General features: G+C 66.2%; 21 protein-coding genes and 1 tRNA gene. 10 read left to right on the top strand and 12 right to left on the bottom strand.

Going from position 1 to position 22,426, the window contains the following annotated elements; all coding sequences use genetic code 11:
• The first annotated feature begins 1 nt into the window (after position 1).
• Positions 2-565 (top strand): 16S rRNA (guanine(966)-N(2))-methyltransferase RsmD, encoded by a 564-nt coding sequence (rsmD, locus tag JIP62_RS02205; RefSeq protein ID WP_201103320.1) that lies wholly within the window; start codon positions 2-4, stop codon positions 563-565.
• A 28-nt stretch (positions 566-593) separates the two neighbouring features.
• Here the strand turns inward: rsmD and mutL are convergent, their stop codons facing one another.
• From mutL to JIP62_RS02190, 3 genes are all read right to left on the bottom strand, one after another.
• Positions 594-2,456 carry a DNA mismatch repair endonuclease MutL gene (gene mutL / locus JIP62_RS02200; protein ID WP_201103319.1) on the bottom strand — a complete coding sequence of 621 codons (1,863 nt, stop codon included), beginning with the start codon at positions 2,454-2,456 and terminating at the stop codon, positions 594-596.
• Positions 2,457-2,543: 87 nt separating this feature from the next.
• Positions 2,544-3,554 (bottom strand): RcnB family protein, encoded by a 1,011-nt coding sequence (locus tag JIP62_RS15105; protein ID WP_230974826.1) that lies wholly within the window; start codon positions 3,552-3,554, stop codon positions 2,544-2,546.
• 99 nt (positions 3,555-3,653) lie between these two features.
• Positions 3,654-4,265, bottom strand: coding sequence for an RcnB family protein (locus JIP62_RS02190; protein WP_201103318.1), 612 nt, complete (start codon positions 4,263-4,265; stop codon positions 3,654-3,656).
• 177 nt (positions 4,266-4,442) lie between these two features.
• Here JIP62_RS02190 and JIP62_RS02185 point away from each other — a divergent pair, with 177 nt between their 5' ends.
• Both JIP62_RS02185 and JIP62_RS02180 read left to right on the top strand, forming a co-directional pair.
• The gene (locus tag JIP62_RS02185) at positions 4,443-5,165 is read left to right on the top strand and encodes a glutathione S-transferase N-terminal domain-containing protein (protein ID WP_201103317.1); all 723 of its coding nucleotides are present in this window, start codon (positions 4,443-4,445) and stop codon (positions 5,163-5,165) included.
• Positions 5,166-5,415: 250 nt separating this feature from the next.
• A complete protein-coding gene (locus JIP62_RS02180; RefSeq protein ID WP_201103316.1) occupies positions 5,416-5,727 on the top strand; it encodes an SEL1-like repeat protein in 312 nt (103 codons plus the stop codon).
• 11 nt (positions 5,728-5,738) lie between these two features.
• On the opposite strand, the gene JIP62_RS02175 is transcribed toward JIP62_RS02180, so the two are convergent.
• Positions 5,739-6,458: a polysaccharide biosynthesis/export family protein gene (locus tag JIP62_RS02175; RefSeq protein WP_201103315.1), complete on the bottom strand. Its 720-nt coding sequence runs from the start codon at positions 6,456-6,458 to the stop codon at positions 5,739-5,741.
• Positions 6,459-6,586: 128 nt separating this feature from the next.
• Between JIP62_RS02175 and JIP62_RS02170 the strand changes: the two genes are divergently transcribed.
• Positions 6,587-8,032 (top strand): GumC family protein, encoded by a 1,446-nt coding sequence (locus tag JIP62_RS02170; RefSeq protein ID WP_201103314.1) that lies wholly within the window; start codon positions 6,587-6,589, stop codon positions 8,030-8,032.
• Positions 8,033-8,087: 55 nt separating this feature from the next.
• Positions 8,088-8,789 carry a P-loop NTPase family protein gene (locus tag JIP62_RS02165; protein WP_201103313.1) on the top strand — a complete coding sequence of 234 codons (702 nt, stop codon included), beginning with the start codon at positions 8,088-8,090 and terminating at the stop codon, positions 8,787-8,789.
• Here JIP62_RS02165 and JIP62_RS02160 read toward each other — a convergent pair.
• Genes JIP62_RS02160 through JIP62_RS02145 form a run of 4 tightly spaced genes read right to left on the bottom strand, consistent with a single transcriptional unit; the run spans position 8,786 to position 13,690 of the window.
• On the bottom strand, positions 8,786-9,730 hold the full coding sequence (locus JIP62_RS02160) for a glycosyltransferase family 2 protein (RefSeq protein WP_201103312.1): 945 nt from the start codon (positions 9,728-9,730) through the stop codon (positions 8,786-8,788). The genes JIP62_RS02165 and JIP62_RS02160 overlap by 4 nt on opposite strands.
• Positions 9,727-10,665 carry a glycosyltransferase family 2 protein gene (locus tag JIP62_RS02155; RefSeq protein WP_201103311.1) on the bottom strand — a complete coding sequence of 313 codons (939 nt, stop codon included), beginning with the start codon at positions 10,663-10,665 and terminating at the stop codon, positions 9,727-9,729. The genes JIP62_RS02160 and JIP62_RS02155 overlap by 4 nt, the downstream gene beginning before the upstream one ends.
• Positions 10,662-12,116 (bottom strand): oligosaccharide flippase family protein, encoded by a 1,455-nt coding sequence (locus JIP62_RS02150; RefSeq protein WP_201103310.1) that lies wholly within the window; start codon positions 12,114-12,116, stop codon positions 10,662-10,664. The genes JIP62_RS02155 and JIP62_RS02150 overlap by 4 nt, the downstream gene beginning before the upstream one ends.
• The gene (locus JIP62_RS02145) at positions 12,116-13,690 is read right to left on the bottom strand and encodes an exopolysaccharide biosynthesis polyprenyl glycosylphosphotransferase (protein WP_201103309.1); all 1,575 of its coding nucleotides are present in this window, start codon (positions 13,688-13,690) and stop codon (positions 12,116-12,118) included. The genes JIP62_RS02150 and JIP62_RS02145 overlap by 1 nt, the downstream gene beginning before the upstream one ends.
• 136 nt (positions 13,691-13,826) lie before the next feature.
• On the opposite strand from JIP62_RS02145, the gene JIP62_RS02140 reads away from it, so the two are divergent.
• Positions 13,827-13,918 (top strand) — tRNA-Ser (locus JIP62_RS02140).
• Positions 13,919-13,952: 34 nt separating this feature from the next.
• Here JIP62_RS02140 and JIP62_RS02135 read toward each other — a convergent pair.
• The 3 genes from JIP62_RS02135 to JIP62_RS02125 are packed head-to-tail and all read right to left on the bottom strand — an operon-like array spanning position 13,953 to position 17,031.
• Positions 13,953-14,750 carry a TrmH family RNA methyltransferase gene (locus tag JIP62_RS02135; protein ID WP_230974825.1) on the bottom strand — a complete coding sequence of 266 codons (798 nt, stop codon included), beginning with the start codon at positions 14,748-14,750 and terminating at the stop codon, positions 13,953-13,955.
• Positions 14,747-15,640, bottom strand: a complete 894-nt coding sequence (locus tag JIP62_RS02130; protein WP_201104501.1) for a class I SAM-dependent methyltransferase — start codon at positions 15,638-15,640, stop codon at positions 14,747-14,749. The genes JIP62_RS02135 and JIP62_RS02130 overlap by 4 nt, the downstream gene beginning before the upstream one ends.
• A 17-nt stretch (positions 15,641-15,657) precedes the next feature.
• Positions 15,658-17,031, bottom strand: coding sequence for a glycosyltransferase family 2 protein (locus JIP62_RS02125; RefSeq protein WP_201103307.1), 1,374 nt, complete (start codon positions 17,029-17,031; stop codon positions 15,658-15,660).
• 179 nt (positions 17,032-17,210) lie between these two features.
• Between JIP62_RS02125 and JIP62_RS02120 the strand changes: the two genes are divergently transcribed.
• From JIP62_RS02120 to JIP62_RS02105, 4 genes are read left to right on the top strand one after another with little or no spacing between them, the layout of a single operon-like run.
• Complete coding sequence (locus JIP62_RS02120) at positions 17,211-17,843, top strand: TetR/AcrR family transcriptional regulator (RefSeq protein WP_201103306.1); 633 nt, start codon at positions 17,211-17,213, stop codon at positions 17,841-17,843.
• Positions 17,840-18,631 (top strand): ABC transporter substrate-binding protein, encoded by a 792-nt coding sequence (locus tag JIP62_RS02115; protein WP_330999943.1) that lies wholly within the window; start codon positions 17,840-17,842, stop codon positions 18,629-18,631. The genes JIP62_RS02120 and JIP62_RS02115 overlap by 4 nt, the downstream gene beginning before the upstream one ends.
• Positions 18,628-19,620, top strand: coding sequence for a FecCD family ABC transporter permease (locus JIP62_RS02110; protein ID WP_407932725.1), 993 nt, complete (start codon positions 18,628-18,630; stop codon positions 19,618-19,620). Before JIP62_RS02115 ends, JIP62_RS02110 begins: the two co-directional genes overlap by 4 nt.
• Complete coding sequence (locus JIP62_RS02105; RefSeq protein WP_201103305.1) at positions 19,617-20,375, top strand: ABC transporter ATP-binding protein; 759 nt, start codon at positions 19,617-19,619, stop codon at positions 20,373-20,375. The genes JIP62_RS02110 and JIP62_RS02105 overlap by 4 nt, the downstream gene beginning before the upstream one ends.
• Here JIP62_RS02105 and JIP62_RS02100 read toward each other — a convergent pair.
• Positions 20,363-22,393, bottom strand: coding sequence for a lytic transglycosylase domain-containing protein (locus JIP62_RS02100; protein ID WP_201103304.1), 2,031 nt, complete (start codon positions 22,391-22,393; stop codon positions 20,363-20,365). The genes JIP62_RS02105 and JIP62_RS02100 overlap by 13 nt on opposite strands.
• Positions 22,394-22,426 lie beyond the last annotated feature (33 nt).

Below are 22,426 nucleotides of genomic sequence, written 5' to 3'. Positions count from 1 at the left end.
CGTGCGGATCGTGGCGGGAAAGCTGAAGGGGCGGTCTATCGTGGCGCCGGAGGGTATGGGCACGCGTCCCACCTCTGATCGCGCGCGCCAGGCTGTGTTCAATGTGCTTGAGCATGCGTCCTGGGCCGAACCTCTGACGGGCCTGCGGGTGATCGACCTCTATGCCGGATCGGGCGCTCTCGGTTTCGAGGCGATGAGCCGTGGCGCGGTCTTCTGCCTGTTCGTCGAGACTGACGAGGCCGCACGCGGCGCGATCCGGGAAAATGCAGACGCCTATGGCCTGATGGGGGCCACGCGCGTGCATCGGCGCAGTGCGACCGACCTCGGGACGCGGCCCGGCTCTGACGGAGAGGCGTTCGACCTGGCCTTTCTCGACCCGCCCTACCGCCAGGGTCTGGCTGAGCAGACCCTGACGCGCCTGCTGGAGGGGAACTGGCTCAAGCCCGGTGCCATCGTGGTGGTTGAGCGGGGTTCGGACGAGCCCGAGATCGACACGCCCGGCTATGAACGCCTCGATACGCGCGACTATGGCGCGGCCCGCGTGATGTTCCTGCGGCGTCTATGATGCCGGCCCGGTCAGGGCGTGGGGTGGGTCACTTCCGACCGAACAGCTTTTCCAGATCGGCCAGCTTCAGCTCGACATAGGTCGGGCGGCCGTGGTTGCACTGGCCGGAATGGGGCGTGGCCTCCATCTGGCGCAACAGGGCGTTCATCTCGGGGGCCGACAGCACCCGTCCCGCCCGCACCGACCCGTGACAGGCCATGGTGCCGCAAACCTCGCCCAAACGTTCGGTCAGAGCCAGGGCAGAGCCGTGTTCGGACAGGTCGTCGGCGATGTCGCGGACCAGGCCTTGAACATCGGTGTCTCCTAGCAGGGCCGGGGTCTCACGGACCAGAACCGCGCCTGCGCCGAAGGGCTCGACGATCAAACCCAGCTGCGCCAACTCCTCGGCCTTGGCCACGACGCGATCGGCCTCGGCCTGATCCAGTTCGACGACTTCGGGTGACAGCAAGGCCTGACGGACGACCGATCCCTGGGCCATCTGCGCCTTCATCCGCTCATAGACGAGGCGTTCATGGGCAGCATGTTGATCCACGACCACAAGTCCGTCGCGGGTCTGGGCGACGATATAGGTTCCGTGAAGCTGTGCCCGAGCGGCACCCAGCGGATAGTCGCCGAAATCGTCGACGTATCCGTTTCCTGTCGTCGAAATCCCCGCTCGGAAGTCTCGCAATTCCTCAGCGGGTTTCCACGCCTCCTCGACCCGCGCCGACCGTTCGTTCAGTCCGGGCAGGACGCCGGTGGACGGCTGCGGGGCCGCCCAGCCTGCCCAGCCGCTGAAGCCCTGTGCCGACGCTGATGTCGGGCTGTAAGCCGGTCCGTCATGCGGCCTGAAACCCGCCAGGGCATCGGCGGCGACCGTGGTCGAGGCGCGGTGTCCGGCCCCGGCCAGGGCATGGCGCAGCGCCCCCACGATCAGGCCACGGACCAGGGTGGGGTCGCGAAACCGCACCTCCGCCTTGGCCGGATGGACATTCACATCGACGTACAGCGGGTCGATCTCCAGGAACAGAACCGCCGCCGGATGCCGATCCCGCGCCAGGAAGTCGGCGTAGGCCCCGCGCAGGGCCCCTTGCAGCAGCCGGTCCCGAACCGGCCGACCGTTGACGAACAGATACTGGTGCGCGGCATTTCCCCGCGAATAGGTAGGCAGGCCCGCATAACCCGACAGGCGTACGCCATCGCGCGACTGATCAATCAGCAGGGCATTCGCCTCGAAATCCCGACCCAGCAGGGCCGCCAGGCGTTTCAACCGGCCCCCGGCACCCGGCGATTCAGCCGGCAGGCGCAGCGTGGTCCGGCCATCGAGGTCCAGGGTAAAGGCCACGGCCTCATGCGCCATGGCCTGGCGCTTGATCTCTTCGGAGATGGCCATGGCCTCGGCCCGCTCGGACTTCATGAACTTCAGCCGGGCCGGGGTGGCATAGAAGAGGTCCCGCACCTCGACCCGTGCACCGTGCGGTCCGGGAAAGGCGGCAGGGCCGACAGGACGGGTCTGGCCCCCGTCCACGGTAATCGCATGGGCATCCGACTGCCCCTTGGCGCGGCTGGTCAGGGTCAACCGACCGACAGAACCGATCGAAGGCAGGGCCTCTCCGCGAAAGCCGAGGGTGGCGATGCGCAGCAGGTCGACGTCGCCGGCGTCGTCGGGCTCCAGTTTGGACGTCGCATGGCGTTCGATCGCCAGCGCCAACTGATCGGGCCCCATGCCATGGCCGTCGTCGGCGATCAGGATGCGGGTCAGCCCACCGCCATCGGCCTGGATCTCCAGCCGTGTGGCCCCGGCATCCAGGGCGTTCTCGACCAGCTCCTTGACGGCACTGGCAGGACGTTCGACCACCTCGCCCGCGGCGATGCGATTGACGGTTTCAGGGGGGAGGCGACGGATAGGCATTGAGTCGCCAATATGGGCGCTAAGCGCCGCCGGGAGAAGGCACAGTTCCGCCCCCGTCACCTTGGGCAACGAGGGCGGACCTTGGACTTACCAGCGCCAGGCGTCGTGGATCACATCGATGATGTAACCGTCATACTCGTCGATCAGATAGATGCTGTTGTCGACAAGCACCCATCGCGTTCCTTCGGGCGGATAACCCAAACCATAGGTTCTGTAGTCGTCGAGCCGGTAGCGCCAGAAGAGCTCCGGCAGATACTGTCCCTCATACCAGCGCTGGTTCCAATAGTTTCTTGGAACGCTGTAATAGCCGTAGCTGGGCGCAAAGTAGAACCCGACCCGGACGCCGGACCAGCCGCGGAACCGATGATCGTTGCGCCACCAGTCGGAGCGATGACGACGATCCCAGTTTCTGCGCCATTCGTCGCGGTTGAAGCGCTGCCGCCATTCGTGGCGCTCGCGATCGCGGTTGCGATAGCGGTCGCCGCCGCGGTCCCGGTCCCGGTCACGGTTCCAGCCCCCACCGTTGGGACGGTCACGATCGCGCTCCCAGCCCCCACCGTTGGGGCGGTCGCGATCACGCTCCCAGCCGCCGCCATTCGGGCGACCACGGTCGTCGTTCCACCCGCCGCCGGGCCGGTTCGGGCGGTCGGGCCTGTTCGGCCGGTCCTGATCGTTGTTCCATCCGCCGGGACGGTCTGGCCGAGTGGGGGTCTCGGGCCGATCAGGTCTGCCCGGACGGTCCGGAGATTGTGGCCTGTCCGGCCGATTGGGCGTCTGAGGCCGTTCGGGCCGGTCAGGTCTATCCGGCCTGTCCGGCCTGTCAGGACGGTCAGGACGTTGCGGCCGATCGGGCGTTTGCGGACGATCAGGCGTCTGGGGCCGTTCTGGGCGTGCCGGGCGATCGCGCCGCTCCTGGCGCGGGGGCCGCACGGAATCGTCCCCACGGTCCTGTTCACTGCGGTCGGTCCGGTCGTTGCGCTGACCCCGCTCGCTTCGTCTCTCTCGCCCCGGACCGTCTTGAGCTACCGCAGCAAGAGGTGCCAGGGCAGGGATGGCGAAAGACGCGATCGCCGTAAACACCATCAAGGTGCGTTTCATTCTCGTGATCTCCGCACGCCCTCTGACGGGGCGGCTCGTTTGAGGATCGAAGGTAGGCGCGGCAACCCAGAGATCACCGCGCCCGGCAGTCCGCGCCGGCTACCAGATGTCGAACACCAGGTCGGCGATGAGACCGGTGGCCAGCGCGACAAGGACGATGTCGTTGTCGACATGCACCCAGCGATAGCCCCGCGGAGCCGGTCTCAGATTGTAGAAGTAGGGATCACGCACGGCATAGCGGTGATAGGCTGGCGGCAGATACGAGCCGCGACGCCAGCTATAGCCGTAGTACCGCGGCTCAACCCGGTAGTAGCCATAACCTGGGGCATACCACTGACCGTTGCGGCGGCCGTTATAGTCCCGGAAATCCGAACGTCCCCGCCACCAGTCGCGATTGTTGCGATCCCAGCGCCGGTCCTCACGGAACTCCCGACGATCCTCGCGACGCTCCTCGCGGAAGTCCCGGCGATCGTCGCGGCGGTCTTCGCGATAGTCACGGCGATTGTCGTATTGGCCGTTGCGGCGGTCGCGTCGGTCGTCGCGGCGCTCTTCACGGAAGTCCCGGCGATCGTCGCGTCGATCCTGGCGATAATCGCGTCGGTCGTCCCGGCGCTCGCGGCGATCATCGCGGCTCTGGGCTTGTGCGATCATCGGAACGGCAGTCGTGCCGAGAGCGATCGCGATCACTGCGGCGCGTGTAAATCGATTCATGACGCCTTCTCCTTGTTGGACCGCGACGGACAATTCGTACCGGCCCGTTGAACATGGTGCGAAAGTCCGTGTCCGCGCATGAATGCGTCCTGAACAATACCGTCAGGAAGCCCGCGCGGCAGGTTGCGAGGGAGCGGGCAAGCGCCCACCTGTCGTCTCCACGAACAGGAGCCCGCGATGACCCGGCCGATCGAACTCTGGTACTGGCCCACGCCCAATGGATGGAAGATCTCCATCGCTCTGGAAGAAATGGGTCTGCACTATGAGATGAAGCCGGTGAACATCGGGATCGGCGATCAGTTCAAGCCTGAGTTCCAAGCCATAAGTCCGAATGGGCGTATGCCGGCCATCGTGGATCCGGACGGTCCGGATGGACAGCCGCTGTCGCTCTTCGAGTCCGGAGCTATCCTGCAGTACCTGGGCAACAAGTCGGGTCGCTTCTATCCGACCGATGTCCGCAAGCGTGCCGAGGTGGACCAGTGGTTGTTCTGGCAGGTCAGTGGACTGGGCCCCATGGCGGGGCAGACCCATCATTTCCGCCAGTACGCGCCCGCCCTCATCAAGGATCAGCGTCAGATCGCCTATGGCGTGCGCCGATATACGGACGAAACTCATCGTCTCTATGGGGTGATGGATCGCCGCCTGGCCGACCGCGAATACCTGGCTGGAGACTATTCCATCGCCGATATGGCGGCCTGGCCCTGGATCTTGCCGGAGCATCAGGGGCAGTCACTGGCCGAGTTTCCAAATCTGAAGGCCTGGATGGACCGTGTCGGCTCACGCCCTGCCGTGATCGCTGGGCGGGCCGTGGGTGACCATCTGCGCGCCAATCTGGCGGCCTCTGGCAAGGCGGCTGAAGAAGCGCGAAAGGTTCTGTTCGGCCAACGCGCCAAGTCCTGAGGGGCAGGCCAGCGAAGGCGGCCTGCATCCGTCATGGCTGTCTGATCCAGGCCGACATCCGAAGGGCCGAAGATGAACGGCAGGTTTCCCAACTGTTTCTGACATCTGAACGGGCCTTTGAGTATTCATCAGCCGTTTACAGAAAAGATTCGCACCCGCCAGCGCCGTTAACTTTAACTTCAAATCGTCGGTATTTGATCAGGTATCAGAGGGGCAGGCCAGAAGGGCCCAGGCCTTGGAGGATACGGTAATGATCGCGCAAGAAATCGCGCCCGACGCCATCACTGCAGACGCCGATCTGGGTCTGCCGCTGCCGACACCCGACATGGACGGCGATGCGCTGTTTCGCCTGGGCATGATGTACTCGACGGGTCAGGGTGGGGCGCCCATGGACCGAGTGTCGGCCCACATGATCTTCAACCTGGCGGCCCTGAAGGGCTCGCAAGAGGCGCGCATCTATCGCCGCGAGATCAGCCAGGAAATGGACGGCGATGAAATCGCCGAGGCCCAGCGCGCTGCGCGCCGTTGGATCGACCGTGGCGCAGTTCAACTGGCTGCCTGACGCCCGCCTGTTCAGAACTGGGCGTAACCGCCGCCGTTGATCGAATAGCTGAAGCCGACCGGCAAGGCGTTCCGGATCTGGGTGAAGAAGTTGGCGAGCTCCCCCAGCGTCGTGCGCGGGACGAAGATGATATCGCCACGTCGCAAGGCGACGACCTCCCCACGCCGGGGGCGCAGGTCGATGACCCGCATCATCCGCCGCCCGCCGGGACCGCGGCGGATCAGGGCGATCTCCCGGCTCTGGGCTGTTGGCAGATAGCCGCCAGCCATGATGACCGCCTGATAGGCATCAATATCGCCCGGCATGTCATAGACACCCGGCGTGCGGACCTCGCCGTCGACCCAGACCTTCATCGGACCGGCTTGCCGTAATGTGACCTCCACGACCGGCCTGACGAGCTGTGAGGCATAGGCCCCGCTGACGTCCCGCTCCAGCTCCGCCAAGGTTCGATCTGCGGCCATGACTTGGCCGATCAGGGGCAGGGCAATCCGGCCGTCGGGCCCGACTTTAAGGGTTCGGGTCAGTTCGGTGGCCGTTGGCGTCGCCACCTCGATCTCATCGCCGGGGTACAGCAGATATTCCGGCTCCGCATCCGTCCAGTCGGCAAAGGCGATGTCTTCAAAACCGCTCGTGCTCACGCGGTCTTGGCCCATGACGGCACCGCGCGTGCCGCATCCCGCCAGGGCCGCGGCTGCGAGGGTCAACAGGACAAGACGACGATCAACGGTCATGGCGTGCGTGCAGTGCGGTCCGGTTAATCGGATGGCCCCAGCGTCGTCGCTTAGGGGTAACCAGTGGTTAACGCGAAGGGGCGAAAGCTTCGCATCTCGTAAACCGTTCGCCGGATTCGCCCAAGCTCATGCGCTCGACGGCCTATGCCACAGTCCGACCGCGCTATGGCGTCTTCGACGTCATCGGGCTGCTCCTGCGTGAAATGCTTCTGATGATCGTCGTCTTCCTGGCGGTGTTTGCGCTCGGTACGGCGGCGGTCCTGACCCTGAAGAAGACCTACACAGCGTCAGGCAAGGTCTATGCGGGCGTGGGCCAGGAATATGTCTATCAGCCGCGCGTTGGCACGGGCGAGCGCGGTCAGGCCCCCACTCAGGGTGAGGTCGCCCAGTCCGAGGCTGCCATCCTGGGCAGCCAGGAAGTGCGCCGTCGCGTGGTGCGGGCGCTAGGGCCCGATGCGATCCTGGGACCCAACACCGGCAACGCGCCTCCCGCAGCCCGCGAAGCGGCGGCGCTGAAGGCCATTGCGGGCGGCTTGGGGGTTGCGACGGTTCCGCTCAGCGCGGTGATCGGTGTCAGCTATCAGGCGGATGATCCCGATGTGGCCGCCACGGTTCTGAACGCCGTGATCGACCAGTACCTCATCTACCGCCGGGAAGTCTTTCAGGACCAGACCACCCCCGCCATCCGCGCCCAGCGCGAGGTGTTCGAGGACGAACTGGCCCAGGCCGATGCCGCTTATGATGAATTCCTGATGTCGGAGAACATCGGCGATTTCGCTGCGGCCAAGGCGGGCCTGGCGCTGAGCTATCAGACCGTCTTCGCCGATCGTCTGGCGGTCCAGGCCCAGCTGAGCCAGACCGATCGTCGCCTGAACACCCTGGTGGCCCAACAGGCCGCCACGCCGGCCGAAGTTACGCTGCAACAAGATCTGAACATTTCGGCCCAGGATCTCATCCTGCAGCGCAGGACCGAGCGTGAGAACCTCCTGGCCCGCTACACGCCCGACTCCCAGCCCGTCCGCGACATCGACGCCCAGATCGCCCAGCTGGAGGACTATGTGGCGCAGGGTACGGCTGTGGGACCCAAGGAGGTCCGTATCGGACCCAATCCGGTCTGGGTCGAGCTGGAAACCAATCGCATCAACACGCGGGCCGAACGGGATTCCCTGGCGGCAAGACTGGCCGTGCTGGATCAGCAGCTGGCTGAAATTCTGGCGCGTCAGACGCGGATGACCCAGCTGGAATCCTCGAACGCGACCCTGGCCGGCAACCGCGAGGTGCTGACGACCAGCGTGCGCGAGTTCCAGCAGCGCGAGACCCAGAGCCGGGCCGACAATGAACTGGTCAAGGCCGGTGCCGACAATGTCACCGTCATCGAGCGGGCCGTGCCGCCCTCGGACGGCAAGAGCATGAAGGTCCCGTTGCTGGCCGCTGTCTTCCTGTTCGCCGGATTTACGGCCCTGTGTGTCGGTTTGCTGCGGGTGTTCACTCGGCGGGGTTTTCCGACGCCGGCATCGGCTGGACGGACCTTGGGCCTGCCTGTGCTGGCCGTTGCGCCAATGAAGGCTCGATGAGCTGCTCTCGCGCCATGATAGCGTGAGGGTGAGTTCAAGCGCGCGTACCGATTCGATGATCGATCTGACATCCGAAATGGCCGGCCTGTGGGCGGCGCTGGGACCAGCGCCCGGCCATCGCGGACGCGTGATTCAGATTGCAGCAGCCAACACGGGCGAAGGTGTTTCGACAGTGGCCCGCGAATATGCCCGCCTTGCCGCCGTCCGCGCGCGTCGCCCGGTATGGCTGATCGATGCCGACCTGGCGCAACAAGGGCAACTGGACGCCATCGCCGCCGCGCCCGATCGCTTCGGCCAGGTGGGCAGCGCCGCCCAGGCCTCACCGGACGGCTCTTGCTTCTATGAGGTCAGTCCGCGTCTGACGGGGCGTGACGGCAAGCCCGTTGCCGCCGTGCGCCTGTTGTCGGCCCGGCCGTGCCTCGGCGGCCGACTGTGGGTGACGCGGTTTGCGACCGAAAGGCTGCGGTCAGGGCAGAGGGCCGAGGCTATACCCGACCCTCGCTATTGGGACGCACTGCGAGCGCATGCGGACTGCATCGTCATCGATGCGCCAGCGGCCGACCGGAATGACCTGGCCATCACACTCGCCCCCTTTGTCGACGCGACGGTCCTGGTCGTGGCGGGCGAGGAATCGGCCGTAGGCGAATCCGCTGCATTGCGCGACGAGGTCGAGGCCGTGGGGGGACGGATTGCCGGATTGGTCGTAAACCGCTCGACCTATCGTGCCCCCGCGTTTCTGAAGCGGTTGGGCGGCTAAGCCCTCTGGACGCGGTCCAGGCGCGCGATCTCGTTCGATCCATAGAAGTGGGGTTCAAACCCCTTCATCCACAATAGCTTGCCGATACCGCGCATGGTGCGATCGTAGGTTTCGGCGCGTGCCGGCCGGTTGAACGCCGTCAGCGCGACCGAGGCCAGACCCCATATGATGGCCTGTGCCGCCCCGATCGCCATCCAGCGCGCCACCCCTGGCCAGTCTTGAGCAGACGCCGCTGTCTGACTGGGGCCCTGTCCATAGGCGAAGGCGCGGGTGAGGGCGTACTTCAGCGTCGCACGATGCGCCGGGGCATACTCCTCGACCCAAGCATCGGCGGCCCAGCCGAACCGTCCGTTTCGGGCGGACAGAGCAGCGAAAAGAGCGTCGTCTTCGCCCCCGGCATGATCGGCCCGGGTGTCGAAGGGGGCAAGGCCGGGCAGGGCCGTCGCCCGCACCATCAGTGAATTGCCGCATCCGTAAGGTTCAGGGATCAGACCCGTGTGAGCCGGACCGTCTCGACCGAAGAAGCGTTCCAGATAGGGGCGGGCCCAGCCGGTACCCTCAGGCACCCTGCCGACAATGGGGCCGAAGACCACATCGGCCTCGGTCGACATCTGGGCCCGGATCAGGGCGGCCAGCCAGCCGGGCAAAGCGGCCTCGTCATCATCGAGGAATGCGATGAGCGGAGCCTCGGTCGCCGCCAAGCCGGCATTGCGGGCCGTCGCCACACCGGGGCGAGGGGCATGCCGGTAGATCAGCGGAACCGGGCACGCGCTGGACAGCGCCTCGACGCCGGCTCTGGCTGATCCTGCCGGATCATTGTCGACCACCACGATTTCGCGAAGCCGCCCGTCCACATCCTTCTGCGCGAACAGGGAGCGAAGCGCACGCTCCAGGTCGAAAGGGCGTCGCAGGGTAGGCACGATGACCGCGACATCGGTCATTGCACCGCCTCGGCATAAAGGGCGGCGCGATACAGCCGCAGCGAGAACGCCCTCGCCGTGACCGGCAGCCAGTCAATGCTGGCCGCTCGGCGCATCAACGGACGGATGCGGTCCAGGCCCGGAAGCCGCCTCAGCAGCTTGGCCACGCGGTAGCTGGGATAGGCGGCGATGATGTCGGGGTGACGCCCCACGACGCGTGCGAAGTTCGGCGCCGACTGTTCGTATTTACGTGCCAGGGCCTCGACTGTGTCCAGACCCATGTGGGTGGCGGGATTGTCCAGATGCACGACCGTGAAACGGCGCGACACCCGCATCGCCCATTCGACGTCCTCCCAGCCCCAGCCTGTGAAGGACGCGTCGAAGGCTTCGGCCTCGAAGACATCCCGCCGGACCAGCAGATTGGATGTGTACACATATTTTTCCGGCTGCCTGGCCCGGTCCATGTAGGGGATACATTCGGACTTGTTGGCCATGGCGCGGTGTACCTGGAACTTTCGGTCTTCCGGTGCCTGGAGCAGCGAAAACCCGCCAAAGGCTACCGCCGGGTCCTCCCGCGCCACCAGATCGGCCCAGTCCTTCAGGAACCGGCGATGATCGGGGCGCATGTCGCTGTCCAGAAACAGATAGCTGCCACCGCGAGCCGCCTTGGCCAGGCGATTTCGGCCCTTGGACCGGCCTTCGTTCTTGGTCAGAGTGATCAGGCGGGCGGGCAGGGCCATCCCCTGGATCTGCGCGCGCAACTGGTCGGTCAGGACGGCATCGCCGGTGCCGTCGTCCATCACCACCACCTCTACCGCGCCGGAGACGGAGGCGGCCTCCTCATCGAGCAAAGCCAGAAGCTCGGTGGGGTTATCGCGCAGGAAGGGGATCAGCACCGATACGGCAGGCCGGGCACGTTTCCAGGCGGCATTGTCGGTCAGGACGGGGCGGGTCATGCAGGGACACTCCGGGTGCGGGCATGGGCGATCAGCCGGACGGCGACATCCCGCACACCGGCGGCATTCAGGGTGATGGCAACGCAGGCGAAAACGAGGCCGCCGACTGCAGCGTCCACCATCAGCTCCAGTATGCCGCCCAGTGGCGGCAGGCGGTTCACGACAAGGGCCATGATGCCCGCACCGACACTGCAGCGGATCAACGCATCCCAGGGAATGGGCAGGACAAGCACACGTCGCCCCAGAAGGATGAAGGCCGCGAGGCCGAGGCCGTAACTGAGCGCCGTGGCCATGGCTGCTCCTTGCAGGCCAAGGCGCGGTATGAGCAGCAGGTTCAGCATGACATTCGCCACCGCCGGGATGGACATGGCGATCAGCAGCCGCTCGGTGCGGCGTCCGAGGGTGAAGGCCTGACCGAAATAATAGGCGTTCAGGCCGGCCATGAGCGCGCTGGCCGCGATCCATGGCGTGATCGCGGCGGCTGCGACGCGCAGGTCTTGGCCGATGAGGACTTCGGCCAGGGGGCGCGCGACCAGGGCCACGCCCACGGCGGCCGGCAGGCCGACCAGCATGAAGGTTTCGCCCTGTTCACGCGCTGCATCGCGTAGTCGGGCAGGCCCCCCGTGCTCCAGCGCCATCACCAGGGCCGGCCCCCCCGCAGCGCCCAGCCAGATGAACAACACGTCCAGGGTTCGGTTCGCGATAGAATAGGCGGCGTGATAGGCCCCGACCGACGCCTCATCCAGAAACAGGGCTAAGAGCAGTCGGTCCGTCGAGGTCAGTACAAGCGTCAAGGCGAGAGAAGCTGCGATCGGGAAGCCATAACGCGCATAGGTCTTCAGCCTTACGGGATCGACGCGACCACCGCGCGCAAACGCCAGTTCGCCGCGCAGGGTAAAGGGCAGGGCCAGCAGAGGCGCGATCCCCAGGCCCAGAAGCGGGGCCGCGCCGCCGGCTCCGGCGAAGGCGAAAGCCACCCCAAGCACCAGGCCCGCAGCCGTCATGCTCATGTCCAGATTGGCGGCCTTGCTCACTTCGCCAGCGGCGCGATAGCGCTCCTGGATCAGCCGCGCGACACAGCGAGCAGGCACACCGAACAACCCCGCCGCAATGGCCGCCTTGAACAGAGCTCCCATGGGCCAGACCCACAGAGCCAGGGCGGCGACGGGAATGAAGACCACGCTGAGGCCGAACACCACACGATACAGGCTGGCGAACATTGCAGCCGTGGCGGTGGGATCGCGCGACTCCACGGCCCAGAAGCGCGCCATGGCCGCCTCCATCCAGGTGAACATGGCCACATGGACCAGGCTGAAGACCGAAAAGGCGATGGCGTAGCGACCGAATTCCTCGGCGCTGAGCAGGCGGGTGAAAATTACGATGGCCAGGAAGCCGACCACGCCCTGCACGATGTTGGCGGGCAGATAGCCCCAGACGCCGCGCCAGAACATCAGCGAACCGCCGCGCGGTCGCCCAGCAGAACAGGGACAGTCACGGCCATGACCCACAGGTCCAGCCACAGCGACTGACGCTCCACATATTCGACATCCAGTCGGACGCGGCGGCGGACATCCTGAGCCGAGTGCAGGGGACCGCGCGACCCGTGGATCGCTGCCCAGCCGGTCATACCCGGCTTGATCCGGTGTCGCTGGGCATAGTCTGCTACCAGGCGGGACGATTCGATCTGTCCCGTCTTCATGCCGATGGCGTGCGGCCGGGGCCCCACCAGCGACATCTCGCCGGTGAGGACATTCAGCAGTTGAGGCAGTTCATCCAAACTGGTGGAGCGCAGCAATCTGCCGACCCGGGTGATCCGGTCGTCGTCGTGGGTGACCTGACGCGAAGCCGTCGCATCCGCCGCCTCGTGCCGCATCGAGCGGAATTTCCACACCACGATTTCTTCGTGATTGAAGCCATGCCGACGCTGGCGGAAGAAGATTGGACCCGGGCTGTCCAGTTTCACGGCCAGGGCGATCAGCGCCATCACCGGCGAAAGTGCGACCAGCGCAACTGATCCCAAGACCAGATCCTGGATGCGCTTGTTGAAGGCGCGTCGGTCTGCATCGAACGGTCCTTCCAGGGCGGCGAGGGGGGCTAGCGCCAGGCGGTCCAGCGCACTGGCCTGTTCCTCGGCCCCTTCTGGATCGACCAGAAGGGTCACTTCATTGGGCAGGGCGGTCAGGCGCCGCGACAGATCGCGGAGCCGGGAATCGGCCTTCGGATCGATGGCCAGGACCACACGATCGACAAAGGGTGTCATCGGATGGGTCAGCAGGTCTTCGGCTGTGCCCAGCACGGGCACGCCTTCGATGGCCGAAGGCGATCGGGCCAGCCGATCGTCAAAGATGCCCAGGACATTGATGTCGCGTCGCTTCAGGGCTTCCCGAATCAGCGCCTCGGCGTGCCGCGTTGCCCCGACGAGGACGACGTTCGGCGTCAGCGCTCCGGATCGACGCCAGCGGGCGACAATGTCGCCCCAGGCGATGTGCAAGCCATAGAGGGTGATCAGCACGAGGCCGGTCCACACGATGTAAGCCGACCAGGTCGCCTGCGATCCCCGCAGCATCCAGCCGAGCAGGGCAGTCGCAGCCCCGGACACGCCCATGACGCCCGCCACGGCGATCAGGTGAAGGACGCCGCCCTGGCCCTTGGCAAACCGATAGAGGCCCAGAGACCGAAGCAGCCCCAGAACCAGCGCGGCGCCGGCGAACAGGGGCAGAACCAGCGACAGCTCGGCTCGCGGCAAGCCTTGCGGTGAGATGGCCCAGGCACACAACAGGGTGACGGCGGTGACGGCCAACACATCGATGGCGCGGAAATAGTGGGGGGCCAGGCGAGAGGCGTGCCGCTCGCGTGCATTGAGCCAGACCTCAGGCCGGAAGGGGCCACGCCGAGCCGCACCCTTCCTCGCGCCTTTCGCAGCACCGGCCGCCAGCGCCTGCAAATCGGAAACGCCCAGCGGCTCAGCCTTGGGGTCACGTCGGGGCGACGACGTCGACAGGGCAAGGTTGGCGGGTTGGGACATCGGGCATCGCGCTGGGATCGGACGGACTGATCCTGCACACCGCGGGGTCTATGTCGCGTTAACGGGCGAGATTTTCACGAGCCGGCCCAGAGCCGGTTGCGCCTCGTCTCAGGCTCCGCTATCGACGGCGCCTGCTGGAGACGTGGCCGAGTGGCTTAAGGCAACGGTTTGCTAAATCGTCGTACCCTGTAAGGGGTACCCAGGGTTCGAATCCCTGCGTCTCCGCCAGACTTTCCCGACATCGCGGTTGAACTGAAATCGCCTACGACGCGTCGGTCACCGCATAGACCATGACGCCCGTGGCGATCGCCAGATTCAGGCTGTCGGCGCGGCCTCGCATCGGGATCTTGACGTTGACGTCACAGGCGGCGGCCAGGGTATCGGTCAGGCCCGCCTGCTCATTTCCCATCAGAATCAGCGCGGGGGACTGAATCGAGGCATCGCGGTAGCCGACCGCCGCATCGAGCCTGGTGCCGACCACATTGCCGGGCCAGGTCTGTCTCCAGGCCAGGAATTCTGCGGCCGTCGCACGGGCGATCGCGACGGCAAAGACGGACCCCATCGTCGCCCGCACAGCCTCCACCGAATAGGGATCAACGCAGTCCCCGATCAGAATCACGCCGCCGCATCCCGCTGCGTCCGCCGTGCGGATGATGGTTCCGAGGTTGCCGGGGTCTCGCACCTGTTCCAGCGCAACCCAGGCAGGGGCACTGGAGGGGCGGATATTGGCCAGGGGGGTATAGACCTGGTCGAACACCCCCAGGACCGTCTGTGGATTGTCCCGGCGGCTGATCTTTTCCAGGATCGGATGGGTGACGGTGACGACTTCGCCGCCGTCCCGAAGCGTGGCTGTGATTGCTCGATCCAGAATGGCATGGGGCCGCGCCTCCAGCCCCACCATCAGCAGCTTTGGGCTCCGGCCCTGGTCCAGCGCCTCGCCGATGAACTTCAAGCCTTCAGCGAGGAAACGGCCCGTGGTCTCACGCTCCTTGCGCATGTGCAGGGCGCGGACCGACTTGACCGTGTCATTGGTCAGGGAGGTGATGACGCGCTCGGTCACGTGGCGCTCCATCGCGCAAAGAAGGACAGGCCGATCGAGCGGCCATCGGACCCGTCCTCGGCCAGGGCCAGTTCTCCCCAGTCGATCCGGCCGCCGCGATCCTGCATGGCATCAGCGGTCATGTGCGCCAGCGATAGCCCAGACACCCGGGCGGCATAGGCATTGAGCAGCAGGAAAGAAGCGTCCTCGCCCAGCAGCGCTGCACAGTCCCTGACCAGACCCGGCAGGTCCTCAAACAGTCGCCAAACCTCCCCGGTCGGACCCCGCCCGTATTTCGGCGGGTCGAGGATCACCCCGTGGTATTTCGCCCCTCTGCGGACCTCGCGCGCCACATATTTTCGGGCATCCTCGACAATCCATCGGATCGGCTTGTCCGACAGGCCCGAAAGCTCCGCATTGTCTCGTGCCCAGTTGACCGACTTTTTGGACGCATCGACATGGGTGACCTCGGCACCCGCCGCGGCGCAGGCGAGGGATGCGACCCCGGTGTAGCCGAACAGGTTCAGGATGCGGGGCTTGCGCAGGGATCGCACTCTGCGATCCAGCCAGACCCAGTTCGCGGCCTGCTCGGGGAAGAAGGCCAGGTGGCGGAAGGGCGTGAACCGGCTGGTGAACCGCACCTCGTTCCAGGCCAGAGGAAAGGTGTCGATCGGACCCTTTGCGAACCGCCATCGACCGGCTTCGTCTTCGTCCTCGGGATCAAAGACGGCATCTGCTGCTGCGAATGCCGAGGGATCGCGCGGTGCCCAGAAACACTGCGGCTCTGGCCGGACCACGGTGAAGCGTCCGTACCGCTCCAGCTTTCGGCCGTTTCCGGAGTCCAGCAGGGCATAGTCGGGCCAACTGCGGGTGATCAGGGTTTCGGGCACGGGAGACAGGACAGGGGCCATGCGGGGCTGATAGGCGCTCATGCCGCCCTGCGTCCAGCGTCGAGGTCGTCGGATGCGGTCGTGGCGGCTTCAGCGGCCTCGACCGGGTCGGGGTGGTGCGCCGTCTTGTCCCAGGTGAAGGGTTCGGTAATCAGGCGCCACGCCGCGTGGACGAAGGCCAGGCTGAGCAGGGCCCAATAGGCCGGCGAAGCCAGCATGTCGCGAATGCCGTAAGGGACGCCGGCTCTTCGCGCACCGATCGCGCCCGACAACCATGCCGAGGCTGCCCCAAGGATCAGCGCGCTCACCGCAGCCAAGGGCATGGCCGGAGTGATGCGCGCATCCGCAGCCGTGACCAAAGCCACAATGACCCAGGCCAGAGAAGGGCCGTGCGCCGCTGCCGCGATCAGGGACGCCCCCAAGGTCGTGATCAGAGCAATGCCACCCCTGACCCCCAGCCCGAACGGGTCCCGAGAGTGCACGCCAAAGGTTTGCAGATATCCCTTGAGCCAGCGGCAGCGCTGCGGAAGCCAGTGTTCGATGCCTCCGGGCGGTGCTTCATAGGTGGGCCGTTCAATGGCACCCAGCCGATAGCCGTGCCGCCAGAGACGGAAGCCCAGGTCTGCGTCCTCGGTGACGTTCCACGGGTCCCAACCGCCCATTTGCCTGAGAACATCGACGCGAAAATGATTGCTTGTGCCTCCCAGGGGGAAGGGAAAGCCGAGGCGCGCCATCGCCGGTATGACCACTTCGAACAGGGCGGCATACTCAATCGCGAACTGCCGGTCGAAGAAGGGCGACGCGTCATGCGCGGCGTGACGCCTGCGGATCCGCAATGGGGCTTGCAGACAGGCCAGTCTGGCATTCCTGTCAGATGCGAAGCGGGCGGCTGCTTCGCGCAGCTGCAGGGGATCGGGATCGTCCTCGGCGTCATAGACGCAGATCAGATCGCCGGTTGCGCGGGCCAAGGCATGGTTCAGGGCGCGCGGCTTCGTCTGCGGCCTGCCTGGCGGGACGATCAGAATTTGCAGCCAGGCTGGGCGCTCCACCGCCATCGCAGCCCGGAAGGTGTCGTTGTCGTGGGCCTCCAAGGCCAAAAAGCCTTCGAGCCGATCCTGAGGATAGTCGATCCGGCTGAGGCGCTCGATCAGTTGTGGAATGACCTCCTGCTCGTCGTAGAGAGCCGCGACGACGGTGTACCGTGGCCATTGTGCGGGAGGCGGCACAGGTTGCGGGCGGCGCTCGCTCAACAGCACCAGGGCCAGACGCCAGAAGGCCCAGAGCAGGAATATTACAGGGATGCTCAAAGCCAATGCGCTCTTGGCCGGACCGCTCTCGGTCTGCGCAATCCACAATCCGCTGGCCGCGATGACCACGATCGCCAGGACCTGGCCCCACGTCGGCAGGCGCATAGCAGCGCTTTCGGCCCATGGGGGGCCGGCCACGGTCAACGCCTGCTGGCGACCGGATCGATCGTCGCTGTCTGCCCCCACCATGGCGAAACGGCTAAGTCAGCTGGGCGGGAAGGGCAAGGCGTTGGCTTGATAGCCTCAATGTCGCTAAGGAATAGCGACCCATTTGGAGTCGCGGTTTGTCCGGCGCATCGATTCAGCCTGTCCGTTCAGCACGAAAGCCCAAAGGCGAGGGGCATGCCCGCCGTGCCGAAATCCTCGCGGCCGCGGAACGCATCTTTGTCGACCATGGCTACGAAGGCGCAACGATCCGCAAGATCGCTGACGAGGTGGGGCTGTCGTCCACCGCGCTGTACATGCATTTCTCGGAAAAGAGCGAGATCCTGCACGAAATCTGCAGCAACGCTTTCGCGACTCTGACCGAGACCCATCGCGATATTCTGGCCGCTGACGCGCCGCCCGAAGTTCGTATGCGTCTGATGCTCGACCGGTATGTGGCGTTCGGGTTTGAAAACCCCAATGCCTATCGATTGATCTATCTGACCCGCCCGATCGAAGCGCGCGACGGTGCCCAGTCCGCCGCACAGGAACTGGGCAGCGACCTGTTCCGGTCATTTGAAGCCGTCGTCGCCGAGGTGGCAGCTTCGGGGCGTCTGAACGGCGATCCTCGTGCGGCCGCTCAGGCTCTGTGGGCCGGCGCACACGGGGTGGTGTCCCTGATGATCACCAAACCCTATTTCAACTGGGTTTCGCCCGAGGCCCTCACGCGCACGACGCTGGACGCGCTTTTCGCCGGCCTTCTGAAGCCGTGAGGCGGCTCAAGTCGGTCGCGGCGGCTGCGTTTGTCCTGGCGTTCGCTGGTCAGGCAGAGGCGCGTCCGCTCCGGGTGATGTCGCTGGACCAATGCGCTGACCAGTATGTGCTGGCCCTTGCACCCGACGCGGACCTGGCCCTGTCGCCTCGTGCCGATGATGCCGATTCCTGGATGAAGGACGCAGCTGCGGGACGTCGGCGCATCCGCCCGACGCTGGAGGCCGCCGTTGGGTTTCAGCCCGATGTCGTCGTTCGCTACTGGGGCGGCGAACCCCGCCTGCTGGCCGCCCTCGAGCGGCGTGGCACAAGGGTTGTGACCATTCGCGACGCCGCAGACCTGAACGCGGTTCGGGACGTGGTTCGCACCGTCTCGGAAGGGCTGGGTCAAGCGAGCCGTGGCAGGGCCATGGTCGCGCGCTTCGATCAACAGTTGAGCCGCATAGCCCCCCGACCCAAAGGCTCCGCCCTCTATCTCACGGCAGGAGGCTTTACGGCGGGGCCGGGGACACTGATCGGCGCAATCCTCGCGGCTGCGGGCTATGCCAACCTTGCGGCGTCGCCGGGATTTGCAGCGGTCAGCGTTGAGCGGATTGCTCTGCAGCCGCCCAGCCTCTTTGTCCTGGGTTTCTTCGATCAGATCCGATCCGATTGGAGAGGGCCCGGCCGGCACCCCGTAGTTCGTCGGGCGGCCGAAGGTCGGACCGCCGCGCGACTTCCCGCTGCGGCTCTGAGCTGCCCGGCCTGGTTCGCCGCCGACGCAGCCGCGATCCTGGCCGATGCCCGATGATGGTGGGCCCCTCGAAGCTTCGTACCCTCCTGGCGGGGCTTATCCTGCTGGCCCTCGTCCTTGCCGTAGCCATCGGAGAGACGGTCCTGGCCCCGTCACAGTGGTCACAGGCTTTTCTTGATCCGTCGTCAGGCCCTGCCACCGTGCTTTGGCAGGTGCGAGCCCCCCGGGCCGTCTGCGCCTTGGCAGTCGGTGCCGCTCTGGGGCTGGCCGGCGCGGTCATGCAGGGGCTTCTGCGCAATCCTCTCGCCGAACCGGGTGTGCTGGGCGTATCGGCCTCGGCAGCGCTGGCTGCCGCCTCGGCAATCGTGCTTGGGTTGGCGGCCATACCCGGCGCGGTAGAGTCTTCGGCCCTGCTGGGCGCAGCGGGGGCAGGGGCCCTGCTGATCCTGTTCGCCCGCTGCGCGAGATCACCCGAAGCGCTGATCCTGTTCGGCGTGGCCCTGTCCAGTTTCGCTGGTGCCGCCACCGCCTTGATCTTCAACCTGTCGCCTTCGCCGATCGCCTCAGCGGAGGTCATGAGCTGGCTTCTGGGATCGGTGCAGAACCGCAGCTGGATCGATGTGGCGTGGGTTGTACCGGCATTGATCCTGGCCGGGTGGCTGGCTCTCGCTTCTGCGCCGGGATTGAGGATGTTGGCGCTGGGCGATGAAACCGCAGCGACGTCGGGTCTGCCGATGGGCCGCCTTCGGCTGCTGGCCCTGATCGCCTCGGTCGTCGCCGCTGGCGCAGCGGTCGCCGTAGCCGGCGTGATCGGCTTTGTGGGCCTGGCGGCCCCGCACCTGGTGCGAACATGGGTCAGGGGGGATCCAGGGCGATTGCTCGTTCCGTCCGCCATGGCCGGTGGCCTGATGCTGGTGCTGGCCGATGTGTTTGCGCGGGTCACCCCGACGGATCAGGAGCTCAAGCTCGGAGTGTTCACGGCCCTGGTCGGTGCGCCCCTGTTCGGCGCGATTGCCTGGCGGGCCGCGCGGGAATGGCGGTCATGAGTCTGTTGGCGCTGAACGGCGTATCTGCCAGGCTGGGACCTCGGCCCGTGCTGACCGATGTCGATCTGACCGTCCGGGCCGGCGAGCTGGTAGCCCTGTGCGGCCCCAATGGGGCAGGCAAGACCAGCGTACTGCGTTTGGCTCTGGGCCTCATCCCGACGATGGCGGGCGAGGCGCGGCTGGGAGGGGACCTCGTGGGGGAGCTAGGCCCTCAAGCCCGGGCCCTGCGCGCGGCCTATCTGCCGCAGGAGCGGCATATCGCCTGGAACATGCCCGCGATCGAGATTGCCGCCCTGGGGGCTCCTTTCCTGGCTGGACCGGAGAGTCTCGCGCGGGCGCGGGCGGCGCTGGATCAGGTCCATGCAGGTGACCTGGCCGATCGGGGTGTGGCCGACATGTCGGGCGGGGAAAGGGCGCGCGTGCTGCTGGCCCGGGCCCTCGTGGCCGACGCGCCGCTGCTGCTGGCGGACGAGCCGGTCGCCGGCCTGGACCCCGCCGCGCAGCTGTTGGTCATGGGTCGTTTGAGGTCCTACGCGAACCGTGGGCGCGGCGTGCTGGTCAGTCTCCACGATCTGACCCTGGCCGCCCGCCATGCTGACCGAATAATCGTGCTGGATCGTGGACGGGTCGTTGCAGATGCCGTGCCCAGTGAGGCGCTGTCCGACCGCGTTCTCAGGTCGGTGTTCGGCATCGCCGGCCAGTGGCTGAAGTCTGAAGGGGGGCCTACGCTTTCGATCCTGCCTTATTGCGAATAATAGGGCACCGGTCCTGCCGCCGCACCGCGTGCCAGATCGTTCGACAGCGTCAGGGGGGCAGAGCCCCCGTTGAGCCGAGCCCGATAGACAGACATGTTTTCCATCACGCGCATCATATAGTTACGCGTTTCAGTGAAGGGCGCACATTCGATGAAGTCGATCGGATCGACCTGGGCACCGCGAGGGTCACCGCACCGAACGACCCACTGAGGGGGCCGTGCTGGGCCTGCATTGTAGCCGATCGTCGTCAACAGCATTGAGCCTCCGAACTGGCTCATGAGCTCGCCCAGGTGATAGCTGCCAAGCGTCATGTTGTAGTCGGGGTCCCACAGACGGTCGGCCGAGTAGGGCATCCCGAGGCGCCGCGCCACACCCGCAGCCGTCGACGGCAGAAACTGCATCATGCCGCGAGCGTCCGCGCTGGACCGGGCACGAGGATCGAAACTGGACTCCTGACGCGTAATGGCCAGGCTGAACTCCACGGGGGCAGCCCCGGCGACAACCGGCGGCAGACGCAGCGGATACTGGCGCTCGGGCAGGATCCAGCCGCGCTGGCTCGCTGCGCGACCGACCATCATCGAACCGAACTGGTCCCCATATCCCCGCACCAGGTCGATGAGCTGTGCCAGATCGGTGATCGTCGGCAGCTCATCGTCAATGTGGTAGGCGAACACGCGCAGCAGTCCCATCTCGCCAGCGTCACCCAGGATCCGTGTCGCACGGACGCGCTCGTCGGCCTCGAAGGCGGCGATATCCGTCTGGGTCACGACGGGTTCGGGCGGGAGAGTCAGAGTCGTCATGCCGGCCTTCTCGGCCGCCAGCTGCCCGTAGAAGGTCTGAATATGGCGACTGCCGGCCAGATACAGGTCCCGCGCCCCGGCCATATTGCCCTGCGCTTCCTCGGCCCGGCCCAGCCAGTAGAAGGCGCGACCCTGGGTGATGGGGGTCGACGACGACAGGCGCAGCGTCTCGAAATGCTCGCGCGCTGTCGCCGGATCATTCAGCTTGGTGAGGGCAACCCACCCCGCGAAAAACTCTGCATCGACCTTGCGCTCGCCAGACGGAAAACCGTGACCGGCCATGGCGTCATAAGCGGCCTGCCAGTTGCCGACCTCCAGGGCATCAAGGAAATAGTTGCGCCGTTCGTCCCACAGCGTCTTCTGACCCTCGGCATGAGAGGGGGCGCCAGGCAGGGCGGCCAGCAAGGAGAAACCTTCCTGCTCACGACCCGATGCCCGAAGAATGCGCACACGCTCGGTCACAACCGCCGGATGCATGGCCTGACTGGGTGAAAGGCCGGCCACAATCGCATCGGGACTGTAGGCGGTGCGCAGGCTGAAGGCTGCGCTGGCCGCCGCCTGTGCATCGGCTGACGCCAGTCCGACCATGGCGCGGGTCGCCGGACCGTGAGGGCCCAACAGCAGCATGCTCAGACGGGCATCGTGGTCCGCCGTGGTCAGCACCGCACCCCAGCGGTTCAGGAACCGGCTCTGCAGCGCCGCGTCGAAAGACTGAGTCCGCCACCAATCCCGAACGAGTGTCGCAGCTTCAGCCGACCGGCCGCGCTGATCCAGAGCGTCCGCCAAGGCCAGGGTGCCCTCGGTCGTGGTGGGCGCAGTGCCTGAAAAAAAGCTGAGGGCTGCGTCCGGGCCAGCCATCGCCCGGTCCAGGGCCCGTTCGGTTGCCATCCGGCGGCTATCGCTGCGGGGCCAGCCGCGGAACGTCACGTCAGCCGCCGCCAGTTCGCTCCATGACATCTGTTCGGCAGCCGTATCCAGCAGCGCCCACTCGACCACCTTCCGCGCGGTGGGATCAGCGATCTGTGCCACGATATCGCGCGCGCCGACGATGTCGCGGGCGCGAGCGGCGGTCAGACCCTGGGCCAACAAGGCCCGGTCCTGTTCCGTCAGGCGTCCGTCCTGGGCCGCTACCTGGGCGGGGGAAAGGCTGATTTCGCGCACGATTTCGGGATTGGGCGCGAGCACCGCCAGAGCGGCCGCCAGGGAAGTCACAAGCATCGTCTGTCCAAACCCCATATCAGCCGGTTGCGG

It is taken from the genome of Brevundimonas vitisensis (assembly GCF_016656965.1).
GTDB lineage: Bacteria > Pseudomonadota > Alphaproteobacteria > Caulobacterales > Caulobacteraceae > Brevundimonas > Brevundimonas vitisensis.
Note: the sequence above shows the minus strand (reverse complement) of the source record. Positions and strands in the feature narration are given on the sequence as shown.

Bases quoted from the DNA above. Each gene is read 5' to 3' on its own strand.
- JIP62_RS02100 (WP_201103304.1), bottom strand. From the start codon at position 22,393: ATGCTTGTGACTTCCCTGGCGGCCGCTCTGGCGGTGCTCGCGCCCAAT.
- JIP62_RS15105 (WP_230974826.1), bottom strand. From the start codon at position 3,554: ATGAAACGCACCTTGATGGTGTTTACGGCGATCGCGTCTTTCGCCATC.
- JIP62_RS02170 (WP_201103314.1), top strand. From the start codon at position 6,587: ATGCGCTCGACGGCCTATGCCACAGTCCGACCGCGCTATGGCGTCTTC.
- JIP62_RS02105 (WP_201103305.1), top strand. From the start codon at position 19,617: ATGAGTCTGTTGGCGCTGAACGGCGTATCTGCCAGGCTGGGACCTCGG.
- JIP62_RS02175 (WP_201103315.1), bottom strand. From the start codon at position 6,458: ATGACCGTTGATCGTCGTCTTGTCCTGTTGACCCTCGCAGCCGCGGCC.
- JIP62_RS02125 (WP_201103307.1), bottom strand. From the start codon at position 17,031: ATGCGCCTGCCGACGTGGGGCCAGGTCCTGGCGATCGTGGTCATCGCG.
- JIP62_RS02150 (WP_201103310.1), bottom strand. From the start codon at position 12,116: ATGTTCTGGCGCGGCGTCTGGGGCTATCTGCCCGCCAACATCGTGCAG.
- JIP62_RS02155 (WP_201103311.1), bottom strand. From the start codon at position 10,665: ATGACCCGCCCCGTCCTGACCGACAATGCCGCCTGGAAACGTGCCCGG.
- mutL (WP_201103319.1), bottom strand. From the start codon at position 2,456: ATGCCTATCCGTCGCCTCCCCCCTGAAACCGTCAATCGCATCGCCGCG.
- JIP62_RS02160 (WP_201103312.1), bottom strand. From the start codon at position 9,730: ATGACCGATGTCGCGGTCATCGTGCCTACCCTGCGACGCCCTTTCGAC.
- JIP62_RS02180 (WP_201103316.1), top strand. From the start codon at position 5,416: ATGATCGCGCAAGAAATCGCGCCCGACGCCATCACTGCAGACGCCGAT.
- JIP62_RS02130 (WP_201104501.1), bottom strand. From the start codon at position 15,640: ATGGCCCCTGTCCTGTCTCCCGTGCCCGAAACCCTGATCACCCGCAGT.
- JIP62_RS02185 (WP_201103317.1), top strand. From the start codon at position 4,443: ATGACCCGGCCGATCGAACTCTGGTACTGGCCCACGCCCAATGGATGG.
- JIP62_RS02190 (WP_201103318.1), bottom strand. From the start codon at position 4,265: ATGAATCGATTTACACGCGCCGCAGTGATCGCGATCGCTCTCGGCACG.
- JIP62_RS02145 (WP_201103309.1), bottom strand. From the start codon at position 13,690: ATGTCCCAACCCGCCAACCTTGCCCTGTCGACGTCGTCGCCCCGACGT.
- JIP62_RS02165 (WP_201103313.1), top strand. From the start codon at position 8,088: ATGATCGATCTGACATCCGAAATGGCCGGCCTGTGGGCGGCGCTGGGA.
- JIP62_RS02110 (WP_407932725.1), top strand. From the start codon at position 18,628: ATGATGGTGGGCCCCTCGAAGCTTCGTACCCTCCTGGCGGGGCTTATC.